A 15,481-nucleotide genomic window follows, 5' to 3' on the forward strand; every position below is an offset into this window, starting at 1 on the left:
TGTTCTCTCCGATGGTTTTTGTGAGTGGGAACCTGGCCGAGGTGAGAGCAGGCCGGCCGCCCAAGACCACCTAACCTTATGCCGGGGCGGGGGTGCGTCAACCCACCTGCTCCGCTTGCCACCACAGCGATGGCGGTTCATCACGCGCGCCATGCTTTCCCCTCTTGGCGAGACCCTGCGGCGGCATGACCCCGACCGTTTCCTCACCGTGCTCTTCGCGCCAGAGGCGCGGCGGGAGACGCTGGTGACCCTCTATGCCTTCAACCATGAGCTTGCCCGCGCCCGCGAAGTGGCAAGCCAGTCGCTGCTCGCCCTGATGCGCCTGCAATGGTGGCGGGAGGTGGTGGAGGGTGAGGCCAAAGGTCACGAGGTCGCGACACCGCTGCTAGCCATGCTGGCGGACGGCCGGCTTGACGCCGGCGATCTCCTCGCCCTGATCGAAGCGCGGGAAGCCGAGGTGGATGGCGATTTCCCGACCTTGGAGGCGTGGTGCGATTGGCTGCTGGCCGGTGCGGGCGGTCTCGCCGTTGCGGCGGGGCGGGCGCTGGGCGTAACCGATGATGGCGTGTTGCGCGGCCTGCGGCTGCGCGGCGCTGCCTATGGCGTCGCGGGCTTGCTGCGAGCACGGCTGGTGCTTGGGCGGCAGGGCAGGGCGCCCTGGCCCACGGACCATCTTGCGGCCCTTGATATGACGGCGGAGGCTGCCGCCGCTGACCCCACCGATGCGCGACTGCGCGACCTGTTTGCGCATCTGGCGGAAGAGGGGCGCGGCTTCTTGGCGGAGGCGAGGGTGTTGCCGGCGCCGCCACGCGCCGCTATCGCCGCGGCCCTGCCGGCGGTCTTGGCCCGGCGCGATCTGCGGCATATGCCATCCGTTGATCCGCGCCCCAGGGGTTTGGGCGATCGGCTGGCGGTGACCTTCGCGGGGCTTATGGGCCGCGTGTGACATTTGGCGGATAACGCTTCGCTCATCCGCCCTACGAGTCTCGACGCGGTGTAGGGCGGATGAGCGAAGCGTTATCCGCCGGCTACGCCCGCTTGCGTTTCGGCTTGGCCTTCTCGACCGCCATTGGCAATAACGGCTTCAAAAAGCGCGCCGTGTGGCTTTCTTCGCTCATCGCGACCTCTTCCGGCGTGCCCTGGGCGACGATCCGGCCGCCGCCATCGCCGCCCTCCGGCCCGAGGTCCAGAATCCAGTCGGCGGTCTTGATGACTTCCAGATTATGCTCGATCACCAGGATCGTATTGCCCTGGTCCACCAAGGTGTGCAGCACTTCCAACAGCTTGCGCACATCCTCGAAATGCAGGCCCGTGGTCGGCTCGTCGAGGATATAGATCGTCCGGCCGGTGGCACGCCGCGCCAGCTCCTTGGCCAGCTTAATACGCTGCGCTTCCCCGCCCGACAGCGTCGTCGCCTGCTGGCCGAGCTTGACGTAGCCCAGGCCGACCCTCTCCAGGATCGACAACCGGTCATGGATGCGCGGTACCGCCGAGAAGAAGGGCAGCGCCTCGTCCACGCTCATGTCCAACACATCGGCAATCGACTTGTCGCGGAACTTCACCTCCAGCGTTTCGCGATTGTAGCGGCGTCCCTTGCAGACGTCGCAGGTCACGAAGACATCCGGCAGGAAGTGCATTTCGATCTTGATCAGCCCGTCGCCCGAGCAGGCCTCGCAGCGCCCGCCCTTCACGTTGAAGCTGAAGCGGCCGGATTTATAGCCGCGCGCCCGGCTCTCCGGCATTTCGGCGAACCAGTCCCTGATCGGGGCGAACAGGTCGGTATAGGTCGCGGGGTTGGACCGTGGCGTGCGCCCAATCGGCGACTGATCGATGTCGATGATCTTGTCGAGCTGTTCCAGCCCTTCGAGCTTCGTATAAGGCGCGGGCACCTCACCTGAGCCCATCAGCCGGCGCGACACCGCTTTAAACAGCGTATCGACCACGAGGGTGGACTTGCCGCCGCCCGACACGCCGGTGATGCAAGTGAAGGCGCCGAGCGGGAAGCTCGCCGTCACGTTCTTGAGGTTGTTGCCGGTGGCGCCGACCACGGTCAGCAACCGCTTTGGATCGACCGGGCGTCGCTCCTTGGGCAGCGGAATACTGCTGCGGCCCGAGAGATAGGCGCCGGTGATCGAGTTGGGATCGGCCTCGACCTCGGCCGGCGTGCCCTGGGCAATGACCTGCCCGCCATTGACGCCGGCGGCCGGCCCCATGTCGATGACATAATCGGCGGCGCGGATCGCGTCCTCGTCATGCTCCACGACCAGCACCGTATTACCCAGCGCCTTGAGGCGCCGCAGCGTGCCGAGCAGCCGTTCATTGTCGCGCTGGTGCAGACCGATGGAAGGCTCGTCGAGCACATACAGCACGCCGGTCAGGCCGGAGCCGATTTGGCTCGCGAGGCGGATGCGCTGGCTCTCACCGCCTGACAGCGTGGTCGAGCCACGGGCGAGGGTGAGGTAGTCGAGCCCGACATCCATCAGGAAGCGCAGCCGATCGACGATTTCGCGCAGAATTCGCCGTGCGATCTCCTGCCGCTGCGGCGTGAGCTGCTCCAGCACCCCTTCGAACCAGGGCAAGGCCGCGCGAATGGCGAGTTCCGAGGCTTCGGCGATGGTCGAGCCCGCGATCTTCACGGCCAGCGCCTCGGGCTTGAGGCGGGCGCCACGGCAGACGGCGCAGGGTTTCTCGGCCTGATAGCGGCTGAGCTCCTCGCGCACCCACGCGCTGTCGGTCTCTTTCCAACGCCGGGCGAGGTTCTTGAGCACGCCCTCGAACGGCTTATCCACGGCATAGGCGCGGACGCCGTCCTTGTAGGTGATCTCGACCTTCACATCGCCGGTGCCGTTGAGGATGGCGCTCTGCACGCGTTCCGGCAAATCGGCCCAGGGCGTCGTCATCTTCACTTTGAAGTGCCGGGCGAGGCCTTGCAGCGTCTGGTCGTAATAGGGCGTCTGGCTATGGCTCCAGGGCGCGACAGCCCCGGCATTCAGCGGGCGCCGATCGTCTGGCACCACCAGGGCGCCATCGAAGAAGCTTTCCTGGCCCAAGCCGTCACAGGCCGGACAGGCGCCATGGGGCGAGTTGAAGCTGAACAGGCGCGGTTCGATCTCCTCGATCGAAAAGCCGCTCACCGGACAGGCGAAGCGGGAGGAGAAGGTGATGCGCGCGCTACCATCGGCCGGCGCATCCGGCGGCTCGGCATAGACGACGCCATCGGCCAAGCCGAGGGCGGTCTCGAAGCTGTCGGCGAGGCGCGGTTCGATCCCCGGTTTGACGATGACGCGATCAACCACCGCTTCGATCTCATGCTTGGTCTTGCGGTTCAGCGCCGGCACATCGCCGATATCATACAGCGTGCCGTCCACCTTCACGCGGGTGAAACCCTTGCGCTGAAGCTCGGCCAGTTCCTTGCGGTATTCGCCTTTGCGGTCCCGCACCACGGGGGCGAGCAGCAGCAGGCGCGTGCCTTCGGGTAGGGCCGCGACGCGATCAACCATCTGGCTGATGGTCTGCGCTTCGATCGGCAGGCCGGTGGCGGGCGAGTAGGGAATGCCGACCCGTGCCCAGAGCAGGCGCATATAGTCGTGGATTTCGGTGACGGTGCCGACTGTGCTGCGCGGATTGCGGCTGGTGGTCTTCTGTTCGATCGAAATAGCCGGGGACAGGCCTTCGATGCTGTCCACATCCGGCTTGCCCATCAGCTCCAGGAACTGCCGAGCGTAGGAGGACAGGCTCTCCACATAGCGGCGCTGGCCCTCGGCATAGATGGTGTCGAAGGCGAGGGAGGATTTGCCCGAGCCCGACAGGCCTGTGATGACCACCAGGCTGTCGCGGGGAATCGAGACGTCGATATTCTTGAGATTATGCTCCCGCGCGCCGCGCACCACGATGGCGGGGCCAGCCGGGAAGGGGGTCACCGATATCTTTTTCACCAGGCTATGTTCACTCTTGAAGCTCTACGATTCGGGATCGATGTTCGTGTCTTGTTCTGGTATAGGCTTTGCGGCATGTCGTCGAGCCTGCGGGAAAATATCGAGCGCTTTCTGCAACGAAATGGGCGTGGCGCGCTGGTGATGATGACAGTTTTACGCTATTCTCGTGGCGTGGGATTCCCGGAATCCCCGATGGATCGAAGTGGAGACTGACTATGGCGGGCAGCGTTAACAAGGTGACCTTGATCGGAAATCTGGGCAAGGACCCCGAGATCCGCAACACCCAGTCCGGCATGAAGATCGTGAACCTGCGCATCGCGACCTCCGAAAGCTGGAGCGACAAGACCAGCGGTGAGCGGCAGGAGCGGACGGAGTGGCACAGTGTCGTGATCATGAACGATCGCCTCGCGGACGTCGCCGAGCGGTTTCTGCGCAAAGGCAGCAAGGTCTATCTCGAAGGCAAGCTCCAGACCCGGAAATGGACCGATCAGGCCGGTGCTGATCGCTACACAACTGAAGTCTTGCTGGGGCGAATCGGGGCGGAACTCGTTCTGCTCGACCGTGCCGGTGATGCGGGCGGCGCTACCGAAGGGGCCGAGCGCTCCTATGGCGGCGCGGCTCGGCCGGCAGCCGCGAAGCCGGCAGCCCGCGCACCTGCATCGGCGGGCTGGGATAGCGGCAATGCCCGCGCCAGCGACCTGGACGACGAGATCCCCTTCTAGGTCAGAGCGTGATGCGTTGCCTGATTGCCACAGACCGTTCGATCGCATCGAACAGTCTGTGGCGCCTTACGCCTTCGTCAAAGTAAGGAAGCGAATCAACCGCATCGGGCCTTCTGCGAAGCGCGCATACCCGCCCGATGCTCGGATCGCCGGAACCCCCCGGTGTGAGCCGGGACATTTCGAACTCCGCGAAACCGACATCATCAACGTCTGGTATAAGCGTACCGGTGTCCCAGCCATTTGGTTCCAGACCCATCGGGCGAGATGAAATACTGGTCCTTGGCGTCGTGGTTGGGCCCGTTTCGCGTGGTGATCTGCTGCATCCGAAGCATCTTACCGGTGTCCCCAAGGCCGTCGCCTGTGATGGCGAAAGGCTGGAACTCCACCACGATCCGGTCACCGGGATCACGGTCGAGGCTCCAGGCCGACATGATGCCGAACGGATCACGCATATCCATCGACACGTAGTCCCATCGGCCTTCGACGCGGTTGAAGGTGAGGTAGTCGATGCGCTTGATCGAGGCGCCCGAGGTGTCGGCGGGATCGCGCAAATATTCCTGCATCATCGACCCGATCATCCGGCGCTCGGCGATGAGGTTGGTGGTCGTGACCGGGCCAGACTTGGGCGTGTCCCACGCCGTCTCGGTCACGTCCCAGACGCCGGCGCGGAGAGCCAGAGCCGTCCCCTCGGGTCCAAGTTCGGTCAGTGTGTCAGAGAAGGTGGGTGCCTTGGTACCCGCGACTGCGGCCACGGGGAAGAAAGCCGCAGTGGCGGCGATGGTGAGAAGATGACGGCGATGGAGCATGGCGACCTCGAATGTGTAGGGACCGGTTGGTCTTGCCAACCTCATCGCCTGTCGCTCTTTCCGGATAAATGGTTGTAAGGTTCGGTCATTCGACACCCGGAGTTGGGAATGGACCGTCTCGAAAGTATGGCGGTTTTCATCCGGGTTGCTGACCTCGGATCCTTTGCCGCGGCTGCGGGCGATCTCGATATGTCGCCCCAAATGGTCGCGAAGCACGTGATGTCCCTCGAAGCCCGCCTTGGCGTGCGCCTGCTGAACCGAACCACGCGGCGGCAGAGCCTGACCGAGGTCGGTAACACCTATCTGCAGCGCTGCAGAGTCGTGCTCGCCGAAGACGCCGCGGCCGATGCCGTCGCTCAGGAATTGGCCGCCGAACCCCGAGGTAGACTTCGGATCAGCGCCCCGTCGACATTCGGTGCGCAACGTCTTGCGCCATTCATCGCCCGCTTCTTACGCCAGTTTCCAAAGCTTGAAATAGACTTGGTGCTGTCCGATGGATTTGTGGACTTGGTTGAGGATGGGTTCGAGGTCGCGTTTCGAACAGGGATGTTGACGGACTCACGATTGATGGCGCGCGCGCTGTCGCCGTTCCTTCTCGTCGCCTGCGCCTCTCCTGCTTATCTGGGCGAACGCGGCGCGCCGATTGAGCCGGCCGACCTGAAACGCCACGAATGCGTGGGATTTGCCCATTGGCCGCCGAAGATGGTGGACGAATGGCGCTTCGTTCGGGAAGACACTGTGTATGAGGTCAGCATCCGCAGCCGATTGAGAGTGAACAATGCGAGGGCGCTATTGGCCGCTGCACGGGAAGGGTTCGGCATTGTCCTTATCGCGCAAGATCTTGTGCGTGATGAGCTTGCTTCCGGACAACTGGTCCGTGTCATGCCAGACTTCGAGGTCCCTTCGCGAGACCTGCACATGCTCTACCTCGCCGACCGGCAGCAAACGCCGAAACTCCGCGCATTCATTGACAATGCAATACACGAGTTCAAGCTTTAGCGAAGGGCCATCAGACTGATCCCTCCTGCGACCGGTCCAGCGCGCTCGTGTCGAGAGTTTGCACGACTTAAGTTTGTGGTATCGCTCGTAAGGCTGGCGTTGATCGACCTGGAGTATGCGCTATGAATCTGGCTTACCTGTCGACAGTGTCTGCACTGGCCGGAACTGTGATCGGCGGTGTCACGACGTTTGCGACCTCGTGGCTCACTCACACGGCCCAGGTGAAATCGGCGCGGCTCGCCGCAGAAAGAGCAAGGCGGGAAGAACTGTATGGAAGATACGCCGAGGAGCTGGCTCTTCTATATAGCTTCGCATTGGGTGAAGAAGGTCTCTCCTATAGCAAGCTTGTCACAATCACCGGCTTGCGCGGTCGCATTATCCTTCTCGCAACACCCGCTGTGATCGAAAGCGCGGAACGCGCGGTGAACTTGATCATCGACCTCTATCAGGGTCCTCGTCTCACGAGAGAGGAAGTAAGACAACGTATTGAGAATAAAAGTCTCAACGCGATTGGCGAATTTGCACGGTGTTGCCGGGAAGAACTCATCGCCCTTCGGCTTGTCTAAGATATCGTTGCCACCCTGGCTATAGGCCCAATAGGCGGCGTTCAGGGGCCCCCCACGCCTTCGCGTGCGATGACGAGAGACTTGGTCATTGAACCGACTTAAACCGATCCCGCTCTAATCATGCGCGTCCATCGCCAGGATCTGCGTCACAGCCTCAGCCCATCCATCCGAATCATTGTCGGCCACCACCAAATGCGCGCCGGTCTTCACAATCGTGGGCGCGTTTCCCATCGCGATGCCGAGCCCCGCCACCGCGAGCATCGGCAGGTCGTTCGGCATGTCGCCGATACACGCCATCTCCGCCGGCGTGACGCCGAGGAGCTGCGCGATTGCCAGTGCGGCACGGCCCTTATTGGCATCCGGGTGGGTGATGTCGATGTAGTAATCCTGCGAGCGATGGACGGCCGAGGCTTTCCCGATTGCTGCGTGCAGGGACGTCTCCACTCGCGCGATGCGTTCGATGTCCGGGCTCGACCCCATGACCTTATGGGCCGCATGCAGATAGGGCGCGAAGTCATCGACCACGCGCCATCCCATGCTGATGGAAAGCTGCTCGCGCGCGATATAGGGCGCCTGCGCATTCCGGAGCAGCCATTCCCCGCCCGCGAAGACCCAGACGTCGATGCCAGCGGCGTCCAGAGCCGCGACGGCCGTCCGGCAGGCCTCGGGCGGTATCGTCAACTCGTCCAGGACATGGCCTTCGGCGTCACAGAGCAGCCCGCCGTTGAAGCCGGCGCGCGGCGTATCGATGCCGAGCGGTTCCAAAAGAACGTCGAGCCCCGCGAGCGGCCGGCTGCTGACGAGGGCAAGCGCCACGCCCGCAGCGCGCAAGCGCCCCGCTGCCGCGATCGTGCTCGGCGCCAGTGTCCGGTCATGGCGGACGAGGGTGCCGTCGACGTCGGAGACCAGAAGCCGGATCAATGTTTGACCGGCAAACTGTGCATCGACGCTTCGGTGCTCTTGAAGTCGATGATGCCGGCGTCCGACCCGAGGCCGCCGGCCACCAGCGCCCCGCAGGTGCCGGCGAAACGCGCCGCCTGCTCGATATCCCAGCCTTGATGCAGCGCGGCGATCAGGCCGCCGGTAAAGGCGTCACCACAGCCCGTTGTGTCGACCACCTTGATGTCATGGGCCGGCAGACGGAAGGTGGTGTCGGGGGTCGAGACGAAGCAGCCATCGCCGCCCATGGTCAGCACGCAGGTATGCACGCCAAGATCATGGAAGTATTGCGCCGCATCCTCCGGCTTTTCATGGCCGCAGAGGGCTGTCGCTTCTTCGATGCTCGGCGCGAAGTAGTCGACATATTGCATGGCGGGCGCGATCTTGGCCATCAGCGGTGCGGTCGCGAAGATAAGGTCGAAGGTCGTTATGCGGCCGGCGGCCTTGGCGGCGGCGAGCAGGGCGCGCGTCGGCTCGCCATCCATTTTACCCAGCAGCCCGTTGCCGCCCATATGCACGAAGCGGGCATCGAGGACCTTTGCATAATCGGACTCGACGAGCGTCAGCACATCCGAGGCACCGCGCACATGCAGGCAAGGCCGCTCGCCATTCGGCCGCACGGCCAGGATGGAGGCGGCGGTATGCACGCCCGCATGACGCTGCAGGCCGCTTGTATCGATGCCGAAGCTTTCGAGTGTGGACAGGATGAAGCGGCCCTTCTCATCCTCGCCCACGGCACCGACGGCCAGTGCCTTCATGCCCAGCTTGGCGCAGTCCACGATGGTGCCACCCGCAGTGCCCGCCACCGTCAAGCGGATTTCTTCAATGAAGTCCGCGTTGGCGCCATCCGGGATGCCGCGCACCGGACGTCCCAAAATGTCGATGCAGTAAAGACCGATGACGCTGACGTCGTGGGTCGGTTTGGTCTGTATCTCGGACATGGTTCCACTCATTGCTTGATCAGTTGAGCGATTGGGTCGGCGTCTCATCGAGACGCGCGCCGTTCCGGAAGAAAGCGATCTGCGCGGTGGGGCAGATGACGGCCGCGGCCTCCCCCAGCGTCTGGGCGATCTCGGGCGCCACGCGGGCTCGCATGCGTGTATCCCCCACCTGCACCAGCACGACATACTGGCCGCCGATGCTGATGGACCGGCGCAGAATGCGGCACGGCACGCTGCCGGGTGTGCCGGGTGGCAGCACGCGAACACGTTCCGGCCGAATGCCCGCGCTCAAGCCCTGGCTGCCGCCCACCGGCATGCGCAGCGGTGCCGCGATGCCATCGAAGCGAACGCCATCGCCGCGCGCCTCCCGGGCGGGCAGGAAGTTCATGCCGGGCGCACCCAGGAACCAGCCGCCGAACTCGCTTTCAGGCTTTTCGTAAAGCACGCGCGGCGGGGCGCATTGCGATATCACCCCATTACGCATGAGCGCGATCTGATCTGCGAGCGTCATCGCCTCGGTCTGGTCATGCGTGACATAGACGATCGTCTGGCGAAGCTGCTGGCGGAAGGCTTTGAAGGCGCGGATCAATTGTAGCTTGGCATGAACCTCGACATTGGTCGTCGGTTCGTCGAACAGGATCACGTCGCAGCGCCGGGCGATGGCCCGCCCCACCGCCACGCGCTGTCGCGTGCCGATATCGAGCTGATCCATGCGATAGGCCCGGCTTTCCCGCAATTGCAGAACGTCCAGCACCTCACTCACACGGCGATGCCGCTCCTCCGCAGACAAGCCACGGTCGCGCTTCAGCGGCAGGGCGATATTCTCTTCCACCGTGAGCGTTCGGTACATGACCGGATACTGGAAGACCATCGCGACATTGCGTTGCCGTGGCGTCAGCCGTGTCACGTCGCGGTCGCCGAACAGGATCTGCCCGCTGCTCGGCGTTTCCAAACCCGCAATCATGCGCATCAAGGTCGTCTTGCCACAGCCGGAGGGCCCCAGCAGGCAGGTGACGCTGCCTTCCGGAAAGACCGTGTCGATATCATCGACGGCGGGCACGCCGTTGAAGACCCGGCTCAAGTGGCGGAGGGTGATGTCAACCATGGGCCATCTCCCTGGTCCGCTCTCGCCGTATGCCATCGGCCTGGTCGAAGATCATGACGCGGTCACGGTTAATCGAAAAGGCGAAGTCGGATCCGACATCGAGACCGATGACAGCATCGGCAGGCGGGATGCTGACCACGGTGGCGCCACCGAATTGGACATAGACGACGCATTCCGCGCCGAGATTTTCCAACAGGCTAATTGTGCCGACACCGCCCATCGTCGCCCCGCCGATTTGGGACGGTGGATGGACCACATCTTCCGGCCGAACCGCGAGCAGAACCGCCTCGGCGGTATCGCTCGGCACTTGGAATGCGCCGATGGCGCTTTGGCACTGACCGTTCCGCACGGTGCCCACAAATAGGTTGCAGCGCGGGAAGCCGACCAGCTCTGCGGACCTTGCGGTACGTGGCTCGTGATAGACTCGATCGACCCGGCCGGATTCCAGCACACGGCCGTTATCCATCACGGCGAGCTGCTCGGCCATCGTCAGCGCCTCCAGCGAATCCGATGTCGCATAAAGGAAAGTCGCGCCCAGGGAGGCGCGCATGTCCTTGAGGTCGTCCATCAGACTTTCCCGAAGCTTGAAGTCGAGGCCAACCAGCGGATCGTCCAGAATGAAGATCCGGGCGTCCTTCAAGGTGCCGCGCGCGATGGCGGCGCGCTGCTTTTCACCGCCGCTGAGCTGGCTCGGCCGCTTACCGAGCAAGGGGCCAATGCGCAGAATTTCGGCCACGCGGTCTATCCGGCTTTTGATCATCGCCGCCGGCGCGCCTTGCTGGCGCAAAGGATAGGCGATGTTGTCATAGACATTCATATGCGGGAACAGCGCGAAAGATTGCGGCACGTAGCCGATGCGCCGCTCTGCGGCTGGCCTGCGCGTCACGTCCTGGCCGTCGATCAGGATGCGCCCGCTATCGGGCATCTCCAGACCCACCAGGAGGCGCAGCAGCACAGACTTCCCGCTGCGTGGCGGCCCGCACAGCACGGTCAGGCTCTGGTCCGCTACTGCGAGGGTCAGGTCGCTGATCGCCGCATGGCCGCGATAGGCTTTGCAGACATGGTCGAAGACGATTGCGCTCATGACGATTGGCCCATCTGCGACAGAGTGGGCACCAGCAGAATTCCGATTGCGAAGACCACCGCGACCACGGCGAGCAGTACGACGGTCATCAACAGGGCGCGCCACGGTCCCGCATCACGCGACAGATTGCCCACTGCGATATTGAGCAGTGTCGCCCCCATGATGATGATGATTCCGACGCGATAAAGTGGAAAGGCCCAGGTTTGCAGAACGAGCAGGAACCCGATGCCGAGCACGCAGAGGAGTACGATTTCGGCACGCGGCACGATGGTCTGGCGCTTCATGGTTCAGACCTCCCCACGCACCGTGCCGAAGGTCATGCCCACGAGCAGATAGCGCTGGAAGACATAGACGATGATGATCGGCGGAATGATATAAAGCGTCGTGACACAGGACACGAAGGTCCAATCGACACCACCGCCGGAATAAAGCCCGGTGCTGAGCGCGGTCGGGATATTCGTCGTCGTCGGTCCGCCGATGATGTAGTTGAACAGGAACTCGTTCCAAACGAAAATGAAGTTGAAGATAAGGGCCGCGATCACGCCCGGCATCACCTGGGGAAAGATCAGGCGCGTGATGATGCTGAGCCAACTCGCGCCATTGACCAGTCCGGTTTCATCGAAGCGGGGCGAAACGCCATCAATGAAGCCCTTCAGAATCCAGACGGAGAAGGGGATCGAGAACATGGCGTAGAACAGGATCATGCCCCAATAGGTGTCCTTCCAGCCGAAGCCCACATACATCAGATACACGGGCAGGATGGCGGCCGAGCCTGGCAGCATGCGGATCGACAGCAGCAGGAACATCAGGAAGTCGGTGCCCGGCGGCTTGAAGCGGGAGAAGGAGAAGGCGGCCAGCAAGGCGACCGCCACCGCGATCACCACCGCGCTGATGGACAGCACAAGACTGTTGAAGAAGCTGTGCAACATTCCAGGGTCGGCCAGAACTCGCGCATAGTTCGCGAAGGTCGGGCGGAAGAAGAACACCGGTGGCACAGCCAGAATTTGATCCGAGGTCTTGAACGAAGACAGGATGATCCAGGCAACGGGCGCGAAGAAGATGAGCGCGATCAGCCACAGCAGCGCGTGATAGAGGTGCGTGCGCCAGGTCATGATGGTTCCCCCGCCGCGATCTCGGCCGATTTTCGGTCCCGCGAATGCAACACGAAGATGAAGGTCGCGGTGAAAGCGATGGAAATCATCAGCAGGATCACCGCGAGCGCCGAAGACCAGCCGATGTTGAAGACTTCAAAGGCGCGGCGATAGAGCGTGATGGCGATCAGCTCCGTCGTCGATCCGGGGCCGCCGAATGTCATGTCATAGATCAGATCCATGGTCTTGAAGGCATCGATGGTGCGCAAAAGTATGCCCAGCATCAGGATCAATTTGCCGTGGTAGAGGATAACCAGTCGTAGTTTCTGCCACCAGGACAGCTGGTCGATCTCCGCCGCCTCAAGCTCCGCCTTAGGCACCGAGGCGAGGGCCGCGAGCGTCATCAGCACCATGAAGGGCGTCCACATCCAGATGTCCACCGCCAGCACCGCCCCGAAGGCCGTGCTGGCGCTGCCGAGGAAGTTGACGTTGGGCAGACCCAGGCTGCGCAGAATGCTGTCGAGGATGCCGAAGGTGGGATTGTAGATGAGGCGCCAGAAGGTGCCGGACGCGACCGGCGTCAGCACCATCGGCGTGAACAGCAGCGTGAGCGCCAAGCGGCGGCCCGGCAGTTTCTGACTGCCCCAGAACAGCAGGCCGAGAAGCATGCCCAGAATCGTCTCGATCCCCACCGCGATGATCACGAAGAGGAAGGTGCGGCTGAGGCCGAGCCAGACTTCGCTGTCGTTGATGATGGAGGTGTAGTTGTAGAAGCCGGAGAAGATCGGCGGCCGGCCACTGGTCAGCGAAAAGCGGTAGAAGCTGAGGCCCATGAGCCACAGCGTCGGGATTGTGTTCCAGATGATGAAGAAGATGAGGACCGGCGAGAGTAGCAGAAGCGGCAGCACCTCCTTCCGACTGAGAAAGGCGGCCAGGCCACGGGGCAGGATGTGGCGACGCGCATATCCCTGCGCATCGCCCTCTGCCGTCGTCTTGACGGTCCCCGCCATCGTTAGAGCCGAATGCCGTCGCAGGCGTTGCTGGCCTGTGTCGTTGCTGTCCCGGCATCGAACAGAATCTTCTGCTGACGGCACGCCGTGTAGTTCAGCGCCTGCAGCGGATCCTTGACCTGTCCCGTCGCGAAGGCAGTGAAAGCCTCCTGCTGCACCGAAAGCATGTCCGCATAGGCCGGGTCATGCCAGAAGTCGCTGCTGTTGTTCAGCATGTATTTATACGTCTTATACCAAGGCTGGATGCTCTCGAAATCCGGGCGCGTCAGTGTGACCTTGTCGCAGGGGTTGCCGCCATGCTTGGCATAGGCCAGGCAGGTTTCCGGCGTGTACCACCATTCCATGAAGTCGAGCGCCACGGCCTGATGCTCGGCATCGTTGAAGGCGTTGAGCACCCAAGGCTGACCGCCGATGATGTAGTTGCGCACGAGCTTGCCGGACGCATCCGGGAAGCCCGGCGGCGGCACGACCATCACCTTGCCCTCAAGCTCCTTGGTGATCATCGCGGGGCCGACAGCGCACCACTGCAGCGCAGAGAAGACCTTGCCCTGTGTGAAGGCATCGATCAGCTCCGCAACGCCATAGCTGATCGCGCCGGCAGGCTCGAATTGCAGCAGGTCCTTATACATCTGAAGAGCTTTGGCATTGCCCGGGGTGTTGAGAATGCCTTCGACCTGGCCTGTCTTCGGATCCCAAATATCCCCGCCCGTGCTGCGCATCAGCGACATCACCGGATCGCTGATGAAGTCGTATTCGCGTGAGAACTGGGAGCCGAAGCCGTTGTAGCCCTTCTCGGGACGATTGAAGAATTCGATGACCTTCAGGAAATCAGCATAGGACAGCGCTTCGAAATCATCCCACGTCATCGGCAGCTTGCGGCCGTACCGCTTTTCGAAGGCTTCGGCCTCGCCCGGCGCTTCCAGCAGATCCTTGCGGATGTAGAGACCCATGCAGTCGCCTTCCTGCGGAAAGCCCCAGCGGTGCTTCGAGCCGTCCGGATAGGCCTGATAAGCGTCACGCACGACGGGCGAGAACCACTCGACGTCGAGGGTCTTGCGTTGGGCAATGACCTTGTCCAGCGGCAGAATCCATTTGGGCTGGGCGAGCGCCCCAAGCCACTGACTGTCGGAGATGATGATGTTGTATTCCTGGCTGCGCGTGGCGAGGGATGTGGCGGCCTTCTGGAACAATTGGCTGAACGGCGCCTCGGCATAGGAGAAGGTCACGTCATAGCCGAACTTTTCTTTGGCATAGGTGACGAAGCCCGGCGCCATATCGACGCCAAGACGGCTCGGCGTCCATCCGGCAATACCGAGGATCGACATATGAATGGATTTACCGCGTAGCATGTTATCTTGGGCACGAGCGATATAGGGCGCTGTCAGTAGGGCCGTCGCGCCAAGGGTGCTTGCGCCCTTGAGCAATCCACGACGGCCGAGGGCGGCCGATCCGCTCGCTTTGTAGTCAGACATTGAAGCCTCCGATTTTGTTATTATAGGGCCCCCGTGATGGGTAGCCTTAGACGATGGTGTAGCCACCATCGACAACAAGGTTCTCGCCGTTGATCATGCCGGCAGCACCGCTGACGAGATACAGAACGGCATGGGCAATCTCTTCGGCCTCGCCGAAGCGACCGACCGGGATCTTCGCGCGAAAAGCGTCACCCTTTGCACCAGCCCAGACTTCGCGCCCCATGGCGGTATTGATGACGGTCGGCGAGATGGTATTCGCGGTGATGCCGTGCGGGCCCCATTCCAGCGCGAGCACCTTTGACATGGCAATCACCGCCGCCTTGCTCGCGGTGTACGCGATATGGCCTTCAAGCGCGACGAGCGCCGCCTGCGAGGCGAGGCTGACGATGCGACCATATTTGCGCGCGATCATGCCGCGTCCCACGGCCTGCGAAAACATGAAGGCCGCGCGGAGGTTGATGCTCAGCGTCGCGTCCCACTGCGCCATCGTGAACTCCGTCGCCAGCGCAATGGGTGCGATGCCGACATTGTTGACGAGGATATCGATGCGCCCGGTCTTGGCGAGGATATCCGCGACGCCCGTGCTCATGGCGCTGTCGTCTCGCACATCGATGGCGACACCGAAGCTGCCATGGCCCAAGGCCTCCGCAATCTCGCCCACCTTGGGATTCTGATCGACGATGACGATGCGCGCCCCTTGCTCCGCCAGCAGCGTGCCGATGGCGAGGCCGATGCCCTGCGCGCCGCCGGTGATCAGGGCAACCTGGTCAGTGAGGTCATAGGCTTTCGTGAGACGTGTCGTCATGACATT

At 62.8% G+C, this 15,481-nt stretch carries 15 protein-coding genes; 4 read left to right on the forward strand and 11 right to left on the reverse strand.

The window, feature by feature from the left end:
• Window positions 1-151: 151 nt before the first annotated feature.
• Window positions 152-946 carry a squalene/phytoene synthase family protein gene (locus QP803_RS06090; RefSeq protein WP_284946892.1) on the forward strand — a complete coding sequence of 265 codons (795 nt, stop codon included), beginning with the start codon at window positions 152-154 and terminating at the stop codon, window positions 944-946.
• An 82-nt stretch (window positions 947-1,028) separates the two neighbouring features.
• Here QP803_RS06090 and uvrA read toward each other — a convergent pair whose 3' ends face one another.
• Window positions 1,029-3,935 carry an excinuclease ABC subunit UvrA gene (uvrA, locus tag QP803_RS06095; RefSeq protein WP_284946893.1) on the reverse strand — a complete coding sequence of 969 codons (2,907 nt, stop codon included), beginning with the start codon at window positions 3,933-3,935 and terminating at the stop codon, window positions 1,029-1,031.
• 215 nt (window positions 3,936-4,150) lie between these two features.
• Between uvrA and ssb the strand changes: the two genes are divergently transcribed.
• The gene (gene ssb / locus QP803_RS06100) at window positions 4,151-4,657 is read left to right on the forward strand and encodes a single-stranded DNA-binding protein (protein ID WP_284946894.1); all 507 of its coding nucleotides are present in this window, start codon (window positions 4,151-4,153) and stop codon (window positions 4,655-4,657) included.
• A gap of 203 nt (window positions 4,658-4,860) precedes the next feature.
• Here ssb and QP803_RS06105 read toward each other — a convergent pair whose 3' ends face one another.
• Window positions 4,861-5,463 carry a hypothetical protein gene (locus tag QP803_RS06105; protein ID WP_284946895.1) on the reverse strand — a complete coding sequence of 201 codons (603 nt, stop codon included), beginning with the start codon at window positions 5,461-5,463 and terminating at the stop codon, window positions 4,861-4,863.
• Between the two features lie 108 nt (window positions 5,464-5,571).
• On the opposite strand from QP803_RS06105, the gene QP803_RS06110 reads away from it, so the two are divergent.
• Together QP803_RS06110 and QP803_RS06115 are read left to right on the forward strand one after the other, a co-directional pair.
• The gene (locus QP803_RS06110) at window positions 5,572-6,462 is read left to right on the forward strand and encodes a LysR family transcriptional regulator (protein ID WP_284946896.1); all 891 of its coding nucleotides are present in this window, start codon (window positions 5,572-5,574) and stop codon (window positions 6,460-6,462) included.
• Between the two features lie 122 nt (window positions 6,463-6,584).
• Complete coding sequence (locus tag QP803_RS06115; RefSeq protein ID WP_284946897.1) at window positions 6,585-7,028, forward strand: hypothetical protein; 444 nt, start codon at window positions 6,585-6,587, stop codon at window positions 7,026-7,028.
• Between the two features lie 114 nt (window positions 7,029-7,142).
• Here QP803_RS06115 and QP803_RS06120 read toward each other — a convergent pair whose 3' ends face one another.
• From QP803_RS06120 to QP803_RS06160, 9 genes are read right to left on the reverse strand one after another with little or no spacing between them, the layout of a single operon-like run.
• Window positions 7,143-7,949, reverse strand: coding sequence for a Cof-type HAD-IIB family hydrolase (locus QP803_RS06120; protein ID WP_284946898.1), 807 nt, complete (start codon window positions 7,947-7,949; stop codon window positions 7,143-7,145).
• A complete protein-coding gene (locus QP803_RS06125; protein ID WP_284946899.1) occupies window positions 7,946-8,908 on the reverse strand; it encodes a carbohydrate kinase family protein in 963 nt (320 codons plus the stop codon). Before QP803_RS06125 ends, QP803_RS06120 begins: the two co-directional genes overlap by 4 nt.
• Window positions 8,909-8,927: 19 nt before the next feature.
• Window positions 8,928-10,013: an ABC transporter ATP-binding protein gene (locus QP803_RS06130; RefSeq protein ID WP_284946900.1), complete on the reverse strand. Its 1,086-nt coding sequence runs from the start codon at window positions 10,011-10,013 to the stop codon at window positions 8,928-8,930.
• Window positions 10,006-11,097: an ABC transporter ATP-binding protein gene (locus QP803_RS06135; RefSeq protein ID WP_284946901.1), complete on the reverse strand. Its 1,092-nt coding sequence runs from the start codon at window positions 11,095-11,097 to the stop codon at window positions 10,006-10,008. The genes QP803_RS06130 and QP803_RS06135 overlap by 8 nt, the downstream gene beginning before the upstream one ends.
• Window positions 11,094-11,381, reverse strand: a complete 288-nt coding sequence (locus QP803_RS06140) for a hypothetical protein (protein ID WP_284946902.1) — start codon at window positions 11,379-11,381, stop codon at window positions 11,094-11,096. The genes QP803_RS06135 and QP803_RS06140 overlap by 4 nt, the downstream gene beginning before the upstream one ends.
• A gap of 3 nt (window positions 11,382-11,384) precedes the next feature.
• Complete coding sequence (locus tag QP803_RS06145) at window positions 11,385-12,209, reverse strand: carbohydrate ABC transporter permease (protein ID WP_284946903.1); 825 nt, start codon at window positions 12,207-12,209, stop codon at window positions 11,385-11,387.
• A complete protein-coding gene (locus tag QP803_RS06150) occupies window positions 12,206-13,198 on the reverse strand; it encodes a carbohydrate ABC transporter permease (protein WP_284946904.1) in 993 nt (330 codons plus the stop codon). Before QP803_RS06150 ends, QP803_RS06145 begins: the two co-directional genes overlap by 4 nt.
• A gap of 2 nt (window positions 13,199-13,200) precedes the next feature.
• Window positions 13,201-14,670, reverse strand: coding sequence for an extracellular solute-binding protein (locus tag QP803_RS06155; protein WP_284946905.1), 1,470 nt, complete (start codon window positions 14,668-14,670; stop codon window positions 13,201-13,203).
• 46 nt (window positions 14,671-14,716) lie between these two features.
• Window positions 14,717-15,475: a GolD/DthD family dehydrogenase gene (locus QP803_RS06160; protein WP_284946906.1), complete on the reverse strand. Its 759-nt coding sequence runs from the start codon at window positions 15,473-15,475 to the stop codon at window positions 14,717-14,719.
• Between the last annotated feature and the right edge of the window lie 6 nt (window positions 15,476-15,481).

The organism is Acidisoma sp. PAMC 29798 (genome assembly GCF_030252425.1).
In the GTDB taxonomy this organism is placed as follows: Bacteria; Pseudomonadota; Alphaproteobacteria; order Acetobacterales; family Acetobacteraceae; genus Acidisoma; species Acidisoma cladoniae.

What these genes read in the sequence shown, in the direction of transcription:
- QP803_RS06090 (WP_284946892.1), top strand. Translation starts at nt 152, where the DNA reads ATGCTTTCCCCTCTTGGCGAGACCCTGCGGCGGCATGACCCCGACCGT.
- ssb (WP_284946894.1), top strand. Translation starts at nt 4,151, where the DNA reads ATGGCGGGCAGCGTTAACAAGGTGACCTTGATCGGAAATCTGGGCAAG.
- QP803_RS06105 (WP_284946895.1), bottom strand. Translation starts at nt 5,463, where the DNA reads ATGCTCCATCGCCGTCATCTTCTCACCATCGCCGCCACTGCGGCTTTC.
- QP803_RS06110 (WP_284946896.1), top strand. Translation starts at nt 5,572, where the DNA reads ATGGACCGTCTCGAAAGTATGGCGGTTTTCATCCGGGTTGCTGACCTC.
- QP803_RS06115 (WP_284946897.1), top strand. Translation starts at nt 6,585, where the DNA reads ATGAATCTGGCTTACCTGTCGACAGTGTCTGCACTGGCCGGAACTGTG.
- QP803_RS06125 (WP_284946899.1), bottom strand. Translation starts at nt 8,908, where the DNA reads ATGTCCGAGATACAGACCAAACCGACCCACGACGTCAGCGTCATCGGT.
- QP803_RS06130 (WP_284946900.1), bottom strand. Translation starts at nt 10,013, where the DNA reads ATGGTTGACATCACCCTCCGCCACTTGAGCCGGGTCTTCAACGGCGTG.
- QP803_RS06135 (WP_284946901.1), bottom strand. Translation starts at nt 11,097, where the DNA reads ATGAGCGCAATCGTCTTCGACCATGTCTGCAAAGCCTATCGCGGCCAT.
- QP803_RS06140 (WP_284946902.1), bottom strand. Translation starts at nt 11,381, where the DNA reads ATGAAGCGCCAGACCATCGTGCCGCGTGCCGAAATCGTACTCCTCTGC.
- QP803_RS06145 (WP_284946903.1), bottom strand. Translation starts at nt 12,209, where the DNA reads ATGACCTGGCGCACGCACCTCTATCACGCGCTGCTGTGGCTGATCGCG.
- QP803_RS06150 (WP_284946904.1), bottom strand. Translation starts at nt 13,198, where the DNA reads ATGGCGGGGACCGTCAAGACGACGGCAGAGGGCGATGCGCAGGGATAT.
- QP803_RS06155 (WP_284946905.1), bottom strand. Translation starts at nt 14,670, where the DNA reads ATGTCTGACTACAAAGCGAGCGGATCGGCCGCCCTCGGCCGTCGTGGA.
- QP803_RS06160 (WP_284946906.1), bottom strand. Translation starts at nt 15,475, where the DNA reads ATGACGACACGTCTCACGAAAGCCTATGACCTCACTGACCAGGTTGCC.